This window comes from Pseudomonas parasichuanensis (genome assembly GCF_021601385.1).
GTDB classification, from domain to species: Bacteria; Pseudomonadota; Gammaproteobacteria; order Pseudomonadales; family Pseudomonadaceae; genus Aquipseudomonas; species Aquipseudomonas parasichuanensis.
In genome coordinates this window covers 23,484-37,460 of the sequence record NZ_BQHO01000026.1, presented here as the reverse complement: position 1 = coordinate 37,460, position 13,977 = coordinate 23,484, and the positions used below count along the sequence as shown (strand labels likewise).

The 13,977-nt window shown below is 66.9% G+C and carries 11 protein-coding genes and 1 pseudogene; 10 read left to right on the top strand and 2 right to left on the bottom strand.

All coding sequences use genetic code 11. The annotated features are described in order from the left end of the window. Positions 1 to 326: 326 nt before the first annotated feature. The 5 genes and pseudogenes from L6D77_RS27550 to accC all read left to right on the top strand — a co-directional run. Positions 327 to 842, top strand: a pseudogene (locus tag L6D77_RS27550) (methyl-accepting chemotaxis protein); the annotation flags it as partial. A gap of 225 nt (positions 843 to 1,067) precedes the next feature. Further along, a complete protein-coding gene (locus L6D77_RS19405) occupies positions 1,068 to 2,831 on the top strand; it encodes a protein-disulfide reductase DsbD (RefSeq protein ID WP_232884649.1) in 1,764 nt (587 codons plus the stop codon). A 177-nt stretch (positions 2,832 to 3,008) separates the two neighbouring features. Then, positions 3,009 to 3,461 carry a type II 3-dehydroquinate dehydratase gene (gene aroQ / locus L6D77_RS19400; RefSeq protein ID WP_011535870.1) on the top strand — a complete coding sequence of 151 codons (453 nt, stop codon included), beginning with the start codon at positions 3,009 to 3,011 and terminating at the stop codon, positions 3,459 to 3,461. A 98-nt stretch (positions 3,462 to 3,559) separates the two neighbouring features. Beyond that, positions 3,560 to 4,021, top strand: a complete 462-nt coding sequence (gene accB, locus L6D77_RS19395; RefSeq protein WP_232884650.1) for an acetyl-CoA carboxylase biotin carboxyl carrier protein — start codon at positions 3,560 to 3,562, stop codon at positions 4,019 to 4,021. A gap of 17 nt (positions 4,022 to 4,038) precedes the next feature. Then, positions 4,039 to 5,394 (top strand): acetyl-CoA carboxylase biotin carboxylase subunit, encoded by a 1,356-nt coding sequence (gene accC, locus L6D77_RS19390; RefSeq protein WP_232884651.1) that lies wholly within the window; start codon positions 4,039 to 4,041, stop codon positions 5,392 to 5,394. A gap of 306 nt (positions 5,395 to 5,700) precedes the next feature. Here accC and L6D77_RS19385 read toward each other — a convergent pair whose 3' ends face one another. Next, entirely contained in the window at positions 5,701 to 7,551 is a 1,851-nt protein-coding gene (locus L6D77_RS19385) for a sigma-54-dependent Fis family transcriptional regulator (protein WP_232884652.1), read from the bottom strand. Positions 7,552 to 7,831: 280 nt separating this feature from the next. On the opposite strand from L6D77_RS19385, the gene L6D77_RS19380 reads away from it, so the two are divergent. The 5 genes from L6D77_RS19380 to L6D77_RS19360 are packed head-to-tail and all read left to right on the top strand — an operon-like array spanning position 7,832 to position 13,163. Then, positions 7,832 to 8,884: an ATP-NAD kinase family protein gene (locus tag L6D77_RS19380; RefSeq protein ID WP_232884653.1), complete on the top strand. Its 1,053-nt coding sequence runs from the start codon at positions 7,832 to 7,834 to the stop codon at positions 8,882 to 8,884. 22 nt (positions 8,885 to 8,906) lie between these two features. After that, positions 8,907 to 9,884, top strand: coding sequence for a thiamine pyrophosphate-dependent dehydrogenase E1 component subunit alpha (locus tag L6D77_RS19375; RefSeq protein WP_232884654.1), 978 nt, complete (start codon positions 8,907 to 8,909; stop codon positions 9,882 to 9,884). A gap of 34 nt (positions 9,885 to 9,918) precedes the next feature. Further along, positions 9,919 to 10,941 carry an alpha-ketoacid dehydrogenase subunit beta gene (locus L6D77_RS19370; protein ID WP_232884655.1) on the top strand — a complete coding sequence of 341 codons (1,023 nt, stop codon included), beginning with the start codon at positions 9,919 to 9,921 and terminating at the stop codon, positions 10,939 to 10,941. Next, positions 10,938 to 12,044 carry an acetoin dehydrogenase dihydrolipoyllysine-residue acetyltransferase subunit gene (locus L6D77_RS19365; RefSeq protein WP_232884656.1) on the top strand — a complete coding sequence of 369 codons (1,107 nt, stop codon included), beginning with the start codon at positions 10,938 to 10,940 and terminating at the stop codon, positions 12,042 to 12,044. The genes L6D77_RS19370 and L6D77_RS19365 overlap by 4 nt, the downstream gene beginning before the upstream one ends. A 54-nt stretch (positions 12,045 to 12,098) precedes the next feature. Then, a complete protein-coding gene (locus L6D77_RS19360) occupies positions 12,099 to 13,163 on the top strand; it encodes a 2,3-butanediol dehydrogenase (RefSeq protein ID WP_232884684.1) in 1,065 nt (354 codons plus the stop codon). Positions 13,164 to 13,357: 194 nt separating this feature from the next. On the opposite strand, the gene L6D77_RS19355 is transcribed toward L6D77_RS19360, so the two are convergent. Further along, entirely contained in the window at positions 13,358 to 13,888 is a 531-nt protein-coding gene (locus tag L6D77_RS19355) for a hypothetical protein (protein WP_232884657.1), read from the bottom strand. Positions 13,889 to 13,977 lie beyond the last annotated feature (89 nt).

Below are 13,977 nucleotides of genomic sequence, written 5' to 3'. Positions count from 1 at the left end.
TGGTGGGCACCTTGCGCCACAACGCCGAGCAGGTGGCGGGCAGCAGCCACGCCCTGGCCGGCATGAGCAGCGCCCTGCACGACGGCGCCGAGCGCCAGGCCGGCGACACCGCGCAGATCCGCGATGCCCTGGGCGAACTGGAGGCGACTATCCAGCAGGTGGCCGGCGATGCCAGCGCCGCCGCCCAGGCCAGCCACCACGCCGGACGTGCGGTGGAACAGGGCCAGACGGTGATCGGCCAAAGCCTGTCCGGGCTGCGCTCGCTGGTCGACGAGGTGCAGGGCAACGCGCGCATGATCGAACAGCTGGCCGAGGAGTCGGCCACCATCGGCGGCGTGCTCACCGTCATCCGCGCGATTGCCGAACAGACCAACCTGCTGGCCCTGAACGCCGCCATCGAAGCCGCCCGCGCTGGCGAAATGGGCCGAGGGTTTGCCGTGGTCGCCGACGAAGTACGTTCGCTGGCCCAGCGCACCACCGGTGCCACCGGCGAGATCCAGGCGCTGATCGACCGCCTGCAGCAAGCCGCCCGCGACTCGGTGGACGGCATGCGCGCCCAGCTGGAGCATGCCGAGGCCACCGCCAACCAGGCGCAATCGGCCGATGGCGCGCTGGACGAGATTGTCAGCGCCATCCGCACCATTGCCGACACCGCCGTGCGGATTGCCGATGTGACCGCGCAGCAGACCGGCGCGGTGAGCGATATTCGCGGGCACAGCGAGCGGATTCACGCGCTGGGTGAGGACAACCTGCAGCGCATTGGTGAAGGCCGCGAGCAGGGCGAGCAGTTGCTCAAGCTGGGTCGTGAGCTGAATACGGCGGTGCGCGCGTTCCGGCTCTGAGGTCGGCGGCGCCTGTGCTGGCCTCTTCGCGGGCAAGCCCGCTCCCACAGGTAGTGCGCAAGTCATGAAGTCAGCGCTGTCCCTGTGGGAGCGGGCTTGCCCGCGAAGAGGCCGGCACAGGCAAACCACTGCCTGCGGCCTTGCGTCACTCCCCTAGGCACAACAACCCTATATTTCTCCCAACTCCGCTATCATGCCCGCCAAGTTCCACCTCGCGAGTCCGCCATGCGCCGCCTGTTTTTCCTGCTGTTCCTGCTGCTGGCCAGCCCCGCCTTCGCCAGCGGCCTGCTCGACAACCGCCCCAGCGCCACCCTCGGCGCCGCCTCGCTGTCCAACAGCGCCGACTTCCTGCCGGTACACGAAGCCTTCAAGCTCAGCCTGGTCCAGGCCGACGCGCAAAGCATCAAGCTGCGCTTCGTTGCCACCGACGGCTACTACCTGTACCGCCACCGCTTCCAGTTCCGCACCGAACCTGCGGACATCACCCTGGGCACACCGAACATCCCCAAGGGCGAGGCCAAGCACGACGAGTTCTTCGGCGACGTCGAGGTGTACCACGGCATCCTCGACATAGAGCTGCCACGCACCGATCAACGTGCCTTCACCCTGCTGGTGGGCTACCAGGGCTGCGCCGACAAAGGCCTGTGCTACCCGCCGGAAACCGAGCGGCTGAGCATTCCGGGCGAAGGCGGCACGCTGCCGGCCACCGGTGAAGCGGGCTGGAACTGGAAATCCCTGGCGCTGTTCTTCCTGGCTGGCCTTGGCCTGACCTTCACCCCCTGCGTGCTGCCGATGCTGCCGATCCTGTCCGGGGTGGTGCTGCGCGGCCAGGTCGGCGGCTTGCGTGGCCTGTCGCTGTCGCTGGCCTATGTGCTGCCGATGGCGGCGAGCTTCGCCGTGCTGGGTGCACTGATGGGCCTGTTCGGCGCCGGCCTCAACCTGCAGGCGCGCCTGCAGTCGGCCTGGGTGCTGGTGCCGTTCGCCGGGTTCTTCGTGCTGTTCGCCCTGGCCATGTTCGGCCTGTTCGAGATCAAGCTGCCCCAGGCCCTGGGCAACCGCCTGGAGAAGGTCGCCAACCACACCCGCGGCGGCTCGCTGCTGGGTGCGGCGGTGCTCGGCGTGCTGTCGAGCCTGCTGGTTTCACCTTGCGTATCGGCGCCGTTGGCCGGTGCGCTGCTGTACATCAGCGCCAGCGGCGACGCCGTGGGTGGCGCGCTGAAGCTGTTCGCCCTGGGCCTGGGCATGGGCGCCCCGCTGCTGCTGGTGGCCACCGGTGGCGCGGCCTGGCTGCCGAAGAGCGGCCCGTGGATGAACACCGTGAAAAACGCCATTGGCGTACTGCTGCTGGGCCTGGCCATCGGCCTGCTCAGCCGTGTGCTGCCGGGGCCGCTGACCCTGCTGCTGGTCGGCCTGCTGGCCGCTGGCGTGGCGCTGTTCCTGGGCGCCCTGGAGTTCGTGGTCAAGTCACCGCGCCAACGCCTGGCGCAGCTGCTGGGCCTGGTGTTGCTGGTGTACGCACTGGCCTGCTGGTATGGCGCCCTGAACGGCCAGGGCGACCCGCTGCGCCCGCTGCCCGCGCCAGTCGCGGCCACTGCAGCCCCCCAGGCCCAGGCCGATGCCTGGCAGACCCTCACCACCCCGGCCGCCCTCGACGCGGCCCTGGCCGAGGCCAAGGCCGCCGGCCAGCCGGTGCTGCTCGACTGGTACGCCGACTGGTGCATCAGCTGCAAGGTGATCGAGCACGAAGTGCTCAACGCCGAGCCTGTGGTCAAGCAACTGGGCGCGTTCCGCCTGCTGCGCTTCGACATCACCCAGAGCAACGCCGAACAGCGCGCCCTGCTCGACCGCTACCGCCTGTTCGGCCCGCCCGCGCTGATGTTTTTTGCGGCGAACGGCAGCGAAATGACCACTGATCGGGTGATCGGCGAGATAAACGCCGGCGATTTTGCCCAGGTTTTGGCGCGCGTGCGCGGCCAACTCGGTCTATAACTTCCCGCGACCGGTGAAAAAACCGGTAACAAGTGACCAGAGTTAATCATCTGGTCACATACTTTGCGCGAATCTCGCTCATCGTGCTGGCTATTGCCGGGAACTGGACACTCATCGCTGCTTGCGGCATAGTCGCCGCGCTATGTCGAATTGCCCTACAAAACCAAGGAATCGCAGATGGCAACCCTACTGGTGCTGCACGGCCCCAACCTGAACCTGCTCGGCACCCGCGAACCGGGCCACTATGGCGCAGCCACGCTGGCGCAGATCAATCAGGACCTGGAGCAGCGCGCCCGCGCCGCCGGCCACCATCTGCAATACCTGCAGAGCAATGCCGAATATGAATTGATCGACCGTATCCACGCAGCGCGCAACGAAGGCGTGGACTTCATCCTGATCAATCCGGCCGCTTTCACCCACACCAGCGTCGCATTACGTGACGCATTGCTCGCGGTGAGCATCCCATTCATCGAAGTGCACCTTTCCAACGTGCACAAACGCGAGCCGTTCCGTCATCACTCCTACTTCTCCGATGTTGCCGTAGGGGTGATCTGCGGCCTGGGCGCCACCGGTTACCGGCTGGCCCTTGAGTCTGCGCTGGAACACCTGGCTGCCAACGCACAGCCCTGATGACACAAAGCCTTGGCCCACGGGCCGAGGCTCAGAAGAAACGTTTTCGACACGTTTTCAAATTAAGTCCCCGACCGAACCTTGGGAGTTGCTGATTAATGGATATCCGTAAAGTCAAAAAGCTGATCGAACTGCTGGAAGAGTCCGGCATCGACGAACTGGAGATCAAGGAAGGCGAAGAGTCCGTTCGCATCAGCCGTAACAGCAAGACCCCGGCCGCTCAACAGTACTACGCACCTGCTCCGATGGCCGCGCCTGTCGCCGCCCCGGTTGCCGCTGCTGCTGCCCCGGCTGCCGAAGCCGCCGCTGCCGCCCCAGCCCTGAAAGGCACCGTGGTGCGCTCGCCGATGGTCGGCACCTTCTACCGCAAGCCTTCGCCAACCTCGCCGAACTACGCCGAAGTGGGGCAGACCGTGAAGAAGGGCGACACCCTGTGCATCGTCGAAGCCATGAAGATGATGAACCACATCGAATCCGAAATCGGCGGTGTGATCGACGCCATCCTGGTAGAAGACGGTCAGCCGGTTGAATACGACCAGCCGCTGTTCACCATCGTTTGAACCGCGGAGAGCCAACGATGTCTGGGAAGCTCGAAAAAGTCCTGATCGCCAACCGCGGGGAAATTGCCCTGCGGATCCTGCGTGCCTGCAAAGAGATGGGCATCAAGACCGTCGCTGTCTACTCCAAGGCCGACGTTGAACTGATGCACCTGGGCCTGGCGGACGAAACGGTTTGCATCGGCCCTGCGCCGTCCAAGAACTCCTACCTGCACATCCCGGCGATCATCGCCGCTGCCGAAGTGACAGGCGCCACCGCGATCCACCCGGGTTACGGCTTCCTCGCGGAAAACGCCGATTTCGCCGAACAGGTGGAAAACTCCGGCTACATCTTCATCGGCCCGAAAGCCGACACCATCCGCCTGATGGGCGACAAGGTGTCGGCCAAGGACGCCATGATCAAGTCGGGCGTACCGACCGTTCCGGGCTCCGACGGCCCGCTGCCGGAAGACGAAGAAACCGCGCTGGCAATCGCCCGCGAGGTGGGTTACCCGGTGATCATCAAGGCCGCCGGTGGCGGTGGTGGTCGCGGCATGCGCGTGGTGCACAAGGAAGAAGACCTGATCGAGTCGGCCAAGCTGACCCGCACCGAAGCCGGTGCTGCGTTCGGCAACCCGATGGTGTATCTGGAGAAGTTCCTGACCAACCCACGCCACGTGGAAGTGCAGGTCCTGTCCGACGGCCAGGGCAACGCCGTGCACCTGGGCGACCGTGACTGCTCGCTGCAGCGCCGTCACCAGAAGGTCCTCGAAGAAGCACCGGCCCCGGGCATCGACGAGAAGGCCCGCCAGGAAGTGTTCAAGCGTTGCGTCGACGCGTGCATCGAGATCGGCTACCGCGGTGCCGGTACTTTCGAGTTCCTGTACGAGAACGGCCGCTTCTACTTCATCGAGATGAACACCCGCGTCCAGGTTGAACACCCGGTTTCGGAAATGGTCACCGGCATCGACATCGTCAAGGAGATGCTCAGCATCGCCGCTGGCAACAAGCTGTCGTTCCGCCAGGAAGACGTGGTGATCCGCGGCCACTCGCTGGAGTGCCGGATCAACGCCGAAGACCCGAAGAAGTTCATCCCGAGCCCAGGCAAGGTCAAGCACTTCCACGCCCCGGGTGGCAACGGCGTTCGCGTCGATTCGCACCTGTACAGCGGTTATTCGGTGCCGGCGAACTACGACTCGCTGATCGGCAAGCTGATCACCTACGGCAAAGACCGCGACGAAGCCATGGCGCGCATGCGCAATGCCCTGGACGAGATCGTCGTCGACGGCATCAAGACCAACATCCCGCTGCACCGCGACCTGGTGCGTGATGAAGGTTTCTGCAAAGGCGGCGTCAACATCCACTACCTCGAGCACAAACTGGCCAACCAGGAGTGATCGCGTTAGCGAGATGAAAGAACCCCGGCCCGGTGCCGGGGTTTTTTATGGCCTTAGAAAACCTGGGGCCGCTGCGCGCCCCAATCGCCGGCAAGTCGCAGCGGCGAACCGCAGCTCCCACAGGCACGGCGCAAGCCTTGAGGATGGCGCGGTCCATGTGGGAGCGGCTTTAGCCGCGAACACCGGCGTAGCCGGTGCCATCCACCGCGTCGCCTGTTTCGCGGCTAAAGCCGCTCCCACAAGGTGTACGCGTTCCGTGTGGGAGCCGGCTTGCCGGCGATTGGGCTGCGCAGCGGCCCCCGGCGATCATCGCTTCATCCGCGGCATCTCGATCCGGTGCTCATGCACCCGCCGATACAACGTGGCCCGCGAAATCCCCAAGGCCCGCGCCGCCTCCGCCGGCTTCCAGCGGTGCCGAATCAGCGCATCGAGCAACAGCTGCCGCGCCGGGCAAGACGCCGCCTGCACCACGGCCACCCGCTCGCCACGCACCTCCTGCGGCAAATCCTCCAGCCGCAGCTCCCCGCCCTCGCTCACCGCGCAGGCATAGCGCAACACCTGCCGCAGCTGGCGCAAATTGCCCGGCCAGCGATACACCAGCAACGCCTCCAGCGCCGCATCCGCCAACAGCACCTCGACCCCACAGGCGGCCGCCTCCTCACCCAGCAACTGGTGGATCAACCCCAGCCGGTCGTCACGCTCGCGCAGCGGCGGCAATTCGAAGCGGGCGTTGGCCAGGCGGAAGTAAAGGTCCTCACGGAAACGCCCCTCGACGACCATCGCCGCCAGGTCGCGGTGGGTGGCGCAGATCACCTGGATATCCACACGCTCGCGCCGTGCCGCGCCCAGCGGCGCCACCTCGCCTTCGGCCAACACACGCAGCAGGCGGGTCTGCAGGTGCAGCGGCATGTCGCCGATCTCGTCGAGGAACAGCGTGCCGCCACCGGCCTGCTGCAACAGGCCCTGCATGCCCTTGGCCGAGGCACCGGTGAAGGCCCCGGCGACATAACCGAACAGTTCGCTCTCGATAAGGCTCTCGGGGATAGCCGCACAGTTGAGGGTGACAAAAGGCCCGTCGCGGCGCTGGCTCTGCTGGTGCAACTGGCGCGCGAATACCTCCTTGCCGGCCCCGGTTTCCCCCTGTACCAGCACCGCCAGGTTGCAGTCCTTGACCCGCGTGGCCAGGCGCAGGTGCTGTTCGATGCGCGCATCCTGGGCCTGGCGCACGGGCTGCGCACGCCCACGCCGCTGCGGCGCGCTGACCCGCCCATACAGCCCGCCCCACCCCGGCAGGCGCTGGGCCGAGGCATCGTGGGCGCGGCGCAACTGGTCCAGGTCGAACAACTCGCCGATATGCTCGGGCAGCCGCCCGTCACGCTCCAGCAGGCGCTGCCGGGCCAGGCTGTTAATCGCCTGCAGGCGGCCATCGCTGTCCCAGGCCAGCAGGTAGTCCGGTTGGCTCTCGACGTAGCCCGGCGTGCCATGGGCGCGCATCACCCAATGCCCCTGCACGCTGTGCATGAAGAAGGCGTTCTCGATCTCCCGTGCGGTCTGCTCCACCAACTGGCGGATCAGGTGCTGGCTGCGTCGGTCATCCGGCGACTGCAGCGCCGACACGTCCACCACTCCAAGCAGCTCGCCGGCCGGGTCGAACACCGGCGCCGCGGTGCAGGTCAGGCCGATGAACGCGGCGCGAAAGTGATCGCGCTTGTGCACCGTGACCGGCGCCTTGCTGGTCAGCACCGCCGCCACCCCACAGGTGCCCTCCTCGCCTTCCGACCAGCAGGTGCCCAGGTACAGCCCGGCCTTGCGGCAGTCGTTGCGGATCGCCGACTCGACCCGGTAGTCGATGGTGCGGCCCTGGGCATCGGTGAGCAGCACGCAGTAGTCGGCGCCCCGCACCCGCTCATGCAGGCGTGCGACGGCATCGCTGGCGATACGCAGGAACAGTTCGGCGCGCTCGCGGCATTCGTTGAGCAGGCTTTGCGAAAGGATGCGCGGGCCCTGCTGGGAGGCAGGGTCGAGGCGGTACAGCTCCATGGAACGGCGCCACGAATCGAGGATCAGCGGCGGCACCGGCGCCTGGGGCAGGCGTTCGGCGTTCTTCAGCACCCGGCTGACGCAGTCGACATGGGCTTTGGAGTTCGCGGCAAGCATTGGGGCCCTCCGGTTCTCATTGTTCTTGTCGTTGTGCGGCCATTAAGCGCCAGCGCGGATAACCCGACAAGCGCTGTGTGATTGCCGGCCCACCTGAGACGCAGCGTCTCAGCGTCTCGCCCAAGCCCCGCCCGCCCTGGCACCGGGCGTCTCGCCAAGGGCCTTCGCCTCTCCCCGTCAGCAGCGGCCAAAGCGCTCTGCGTCGGTACTCCCAGCGCCTTTGAAAAAACCTGGCACCGCGCTTGCTCCTGCCCTGGCAAACAAGAATTCGAGGTGCGCCATGCCGCAACCCGCCGCCATCGGCATCATCGCCAACCCTGCCTCCGGCCGTGACCTGCGCCGCCTGACCGCCAGTGCCGGGCTGTACTCCAGTACCGACAAGGCCTCGGCGATCCAGCGCCTGCTGGCCGCCTTCGGCGCCACCGGCATCGCACGGGTGCTGCTGCCCACCGACATGACCGGCATCGCCGCTGCCGTGCTCAAGGCCAGCCAGGGCCCGCATGCCCGCGAGCAAAGCTGGCCAGCCCTGCAACTGCTCGACCTGCCACTGACCCAGACCGTCGCCGACACCCGCCTGGCCGCCCGGCGCATGGTCGAGGCCGGCGTGGCGATGATCGCCGTGCTCGGCGGCGACGGCACCCACAAGGCGGTGGCCGCCGAGGCCGGTGACGTGCCGTTGCTGACGCTGTCCACCGGCACCAACAACGCCTTCCCCGAGTTGCGTGAAGCCACCAGCGCCGGCCTGGCCGGTGGCCTGCTGGCCAGCGGGCGCATCCCGCCCAGCCTCGGCCTGCGCCGCAACAAACGGCTGCTGGTGAAGGTGCCCGAGCAGGGCCTGTGCGAATGGGCGCTGGTCGAGGTCGCGGTATCGCCGCAGCGCTTCATCGGCGCCCGCGCCCTGAGCCGCAGCGATGACCTGGCCGAGGTCTTCGCCTGCTTCGCCGAACCCCACGCCATCGGCCTGTCCGCCTTGTGCGGGCTGTGGCAGCCGGTCTCGCGCCAGGCCCCGCACGGCGCCTGGGTACGCCTGAACCCCGGCGCCGAACAGGCCCTGCTCGCCCCGTTGGCCCCGGGCCTGCTGCAAGGCTGCGGGATCAGCGCCAGCGGCACGCTCACGCCCGGCATCCCCAAGCGCCTGTGCCTGGCCAGCGGCACCCTGGCCCTGGACGGCGAGCGCGAGATCGAATTCGCCGCCCACGACACCCCGACCATCACCCTCGATGCCCAGGGCCCGCTGACCGTGGACGTCGAAGCCGTGCTCGCGCATGCCGCCCGCCATCACCTGCTGGCGGTCCCCCGTGGCCACCGGCTGCACCCTGCAACCCCGTGTTGAGACAACCCTGGAGAACAACAAGATGTCCAATCAGCTCAGTTCGGAAAACCTGCTGCATGCCTATGAAGTGATGCGCACCATCCGCGCCTTCGAAGAACGCCTGCACGTGGAATTCGCCACCGGCGAAATCCCTGGCTTCGTCCACCTTTATGCCGGCGAAGAAGCCTCCGCCGCCGGGGTCATGGCGCACCTGCGCGACAGCGACTGCATCGCCTCCACCCACCGCGGCCACGGCCACTGCATCGCCAAGGGCGTCGACGTGTACGGGATGATGGCCGAGATCTACGGCAAGAAGACCGGCGTGTGCGGCGGCAAGGGCGGCTCGATGCACATCGCCGACCTTGAGAAAGGCATGCTCGGTGCCAATGGCATTGTCGGTGCCGGCGCGCCCCTGGTGGCCGGCGCCGCCCTGGCGGCCAAGCTCAAGGGCCGCGACGATGTGTCGATCGCCTTCTTCGGCGATGGCGCCTCCAACGAAGGTGCCGTATTCGAGGCCATGAACCTGGCCTCGATCATGAACCTGCCGTGCATCTTCGTCGCCGAGAACAACGGCTATGCCGAGGCCACCGCCTCGACCTGGTCGGTGGCCTGTGACCATATCGCCGACCGCGCCGCCGGTTTCGGCATGCCGGGCGTCACCATCGACGGCTTCGACTTCTTCGCGGTGTACGAGGCCGCCGGCGCCGCCATCGAGCGCGCCCGCGCAGGCCAGGGGCCGTCGCTGATCGAAGTGAAGCTCAGCCGCTACTACGGCCACTTCGAAGGCGACGCCCAGACCTACCGCGCCCCGGACGAGGTGAAGAACCTGCGCGAGCAGCGCGACTGCCTGCTGCAGTTTCGCAACAAGACCACCCGCGCCGGGCTGCTCTGCCCCGAGCAACTCGACGCCATCGACGCCCGTGTCGCCGACCTGATCGAGGACGCCGTGCAGCGCGCCAAGTCCGACCCCAAGCCACAGCCCGCCGACCTGCTCACCGACGTCTACGTCAGCTACCCCTGAGCCCGGACCAACAAGAACAAGAAGGAGCACCACCATGGCAAGAAAGATCAGCTACCAGCAGGCCATCAACGAAGCCCTGGCCCAGGAAATGCGCCGTGACAGCACGGTGTTCATCATCGGCGAGGACGTCGCCGGCGGCGCCGGTGCGCCCGGCGAGGACGATGCCTGGGGCGGCGTGCTCGGCGTCACCAAGGGCCTGTACCACCAGTTCCCCGGCCGCGTGCTCGATGCGCCGCTGTCGGAGATCGGCTATGTCGGCGCCGCCGTGGGCGCCGCCACCCAGGGCCTGCGCCCGGTGTGCGAACTGATGTTCGTCGACTTCGCCGGCTGCTGCCTGGACCAGATCCTCAACCAGGCCGCCAAGTTCCGCTACATGTTCGGCGGCAAGGCGGTCACCCCGCTGGTGATGCGCACCATGTACGGCGCCGGCCTGCGCGCCGCCGCCCAGCACTCGCAGATGCTCACCTCGCTGTGGACCCACATTCCCGGCCTGAAGGTGGTGTGCCCGGCCACGCCCTACGACGCCAAGGGCCTGCTGATCCAGGCAATCCGCGACAACGACCCGGTGATCTTCTGCGAGCACAAGCTGCTCTACAGCCTGCAGGGCGAGGTGCCGGAAGAGGTCTACACGGTGCCGTTCGGCGAGGCCAACTTCGTGCGTGACGGCGACGACGTCACCCTGGTGACCTACGGGCGCATGGTCCATGTGGCGCTGGAGGCGGCCAACAACCTGGCGCGCCAGGGCATCGACTGCGAAGTGCTGGACCTGCGCACCACCAGCCCGCTGGACGAAGACAGCATCCTGGAAAGCGTCGAGAAAACCGGGCGCCTGGTGGTGATCGACGAAGCCAACCCGCGCTGCTCGATGGCCACCGACATCAGTGCACTGGTGGCGCAGAAAGCCTTCGGCGCCCTCAAGGGCCCGATCGAGATGGTCACCGCGCCGCACACCCCGGTGCCGTTCTCCGACGCCCTGGAAGACCTGTACATCCCCGACGCGGCGAAGGTCGAGGCCGCTGTGCGCAAAGTGATCGAAGCCGCAAGGAGCGCCGCATGAGCCAGATCCACACACTGACCATGCCCAAGTGGGGCCTGTCGATGACCGAGGGCCGGGTGGACACCTGGCTCAAGCAGGAGGGCGATGAAATCCACAAGGGCGACGAGGTGCTGGACGTCGAGACCGACAAGATCAGCAGCAGTGTCGAAGCCCCGTTCAGCGGCGTGTTGCGCCGGCTGGTGGCGCAGCCCGACGAAACCCTGCCGGTGGGTGCGTTGCTGGCGGTGGTGGTCGAAGGCGAAGCCGAAGAAGCCGAGATCGACGCCGTGGTGCAGCGCTTCCAGGCCGAGTTCGTCGCCCAGGGTGGTGGCGAGCAGGCCCAGGGGCCGACCCCGCACAAGGCCGAAGTGAACGGGCGCCTGCTGCGCTGGTTCGAGCTGGGCGAAGGCGGCACGCCGCTGGTGCTGGTGCATGGCTTTGGCGGCGACCTCAACAACTGGCTGTTCAACCACCCGGCATTGGCCGCCGAGCGGCGGGTCATCGCCCTCGACCTGCCCGGCCATGGCGAGTCGGCCAAGGCCCTGCAACGCGGCGACCTGGATGAACTGAGCGACGCCGTGCTGGCCCTGCTCGACCACCTGGACATCCCCCGCGCGCACCTGGCCGGCCACTCCATGGGCGGTGCGGTCAGCCTCAACCTCGCGCGCAGGGCGCCCCAGCGCGTGGCCAGCCTGAGCCTGATCGCCAGCGCCGGGCTCGGCGACGCCATCAACGGCCAGTACCTGCAAGGCTTCGTCGCCGCCGCCAACCGCAATGCGCTGAAGGGGCCGATGAGCCAGCTGTTCGCCGACCCCGGGCTGGTCACCCGGCAACTGCTCGAAGACATGCTCAAGTTCAAGCGCCTGGAGGGTGTCGACAGCGCGCTGCAGCAACTGTCGGCCGCCCTCGCCGAGGGCGACCGCCAGCGCCACGACCTGCGCGCCGTGCTCGGCCAGCACCCGACGCTGGTGGTGTGGGGCGCCGCCGACGCGATCATCCCGGCCAGCCATGCCGAGGGCCTGGACGCCGAAGTACAGGTCATACCGGCGGTCGGCCACATGGTGCAGATGGAAGCCGCCGAGCAGGTCAACCAACAGGTGCTGGCGTTCCTGCGCAAGCACTGACCTTTTCCCGTGAGCCTGGAGACAACAACAATGAACGACCTGAGCCACACCCATATGCGCGCCGCCGTCTGGCATGGCCGCCACGATATCCGCGTCGAACAGGTGCCGCTGCCCGCCGACCCACCGCCTGGCTGGGTGCAGATCAAGGTGGACTGGTGCGGCATCTGCGGCTCGGACCTGCACGAGTACGTCGCCGGCCCCGTGTTCATCCCGGTCGAGGCGCCGCACCCGCTGACCGGTATCCAGGGCCAGTGCATCCTCGGCCACGAATTCTGCGGCGAGATCGTCCAGCTCGGGGACGGCGTGCAGGGCTACGCCGTGGGCGACCCGGTGGCGGCGGATGCCTGCCAGCACTGCGGCACCTGCTACTACTGCACCCACGGCCTGTACAACATCTGCGAACAGCTGGCCTTCACCGGGCTGATGAACAACGGTGCCTTCGCCGAGCGGGTCAACGTGCCGGCCAACCTGCTGTACAAGCTGCCCGAGGGCTTCCCGCGCGAGGCCGGGGCGCTGATCGAGCCGCTGGCGGTGGGCATGCACGCGGTGAAGAAGGCCGGCAGCCTGCTGGGGCAGAACGTGGTGGTGGTCGGTGCCGGCACCATCGGCCTGTGCACCATCATGTGTGCCAAGGCCGCCGGCGCGGCGCAGGTGATTGCCCTGGAAATGTCCTCGGCGCGCAAGGCCAAGGCGCTGGAAGTGGGGGCCAGCACCGTGCTCGACCCCAGCCAGTGCGACGCCCTGGCCGAGATCCGCGCACTGACCGGCGGGCTGGGGGCCGATGTGAGTTTCGAGTGCATCGGCAACAAGCACACCGCCAAGCTGGCCATCGACACGATTCGCAAGGCCGGCAAGTGCGTGCTGGTGGGGATCTTCGAAGAGCCCAGCGAATTCAACTTCTTCGAACTGGTGGCCACCGAGAAACAGGTGCTCGGCGCGCTGGCCTACAACGGCGAGTTCGCCGACGTGATCGCCTTCATCAATGACGGGCGCCTGGATATCAGGCCGCTGGTCACCGGGCGTATCGGGCTGGAACAGATTGTCGAGCTGGGCTTCGAGGAGCTGGTCAACAACAAGGAGCACAACGTCAAGATCATCGTTTCGCCGGGTGCGTCGTGAACGGTGAAAGGGCCGGGTGCTAGTGTCGATCACTTGATCGCTTGGGGCCGCCTGGCGGCCCGTCGCTGGCAAGCCGGCTCCCACATGGGCCGCGCAAAGCTTGAGATATGCGCTGTCCTGTGGGAGCTGGCTTGCCAGCGATGGGCTGCGCAACAGCTCCCAGACGTTAGGCGCACCTTTGCATGGACGTTCTGTCAGGCCAGCAGTTTCGAGGGCGCCTGCTCGAACCACGCCTGCTGGTAAGCCTGGATATACCCCTGCAGGGCATCACCGGCATGCCCTTGCTCCAGCAGTGCCTGCAGGTCCATCACATGATCGAACAGCACCTCGCGCAGGCGCTGCACATAAAGCGTCGACTCCACCAGATCGGCGGGGCGTCGCGACCAGTGGCGCCGCAGCGCGTCGTCATAGGCAGTGATGAAACGCACACTGACACTTTCGATCACGATCTCCACGTTTTCATGCTGGTCTTGCGGCACCTGCTCCCGCCATGCCTGCTCGGCGCCAGCCTCGATCTGCGCAAACAACCCGCTGGCATGCATCACCGAGGCCTGGTAAAGCGCCGACAGCAGGTGCGGGGTGAGTGCCACTTCGGGCACCAGAAACTGGAACTCGACCGCAATCTGCTCTTCGATCACGGCTTGCAACGACAGCTGCGTGGCCAGACGCTCGCCGACAATTTCGTCCCATTGAGTCAGCCGAACGCCCAGTGTTTCGTTAGTCATCATCAGTACCTCACGGTGAATGTGGCTGCAGCCTGACGCTGAGCGCAGACGGATCCGCGGTATCTATTGCTATGCCCCACTCGCTGCCT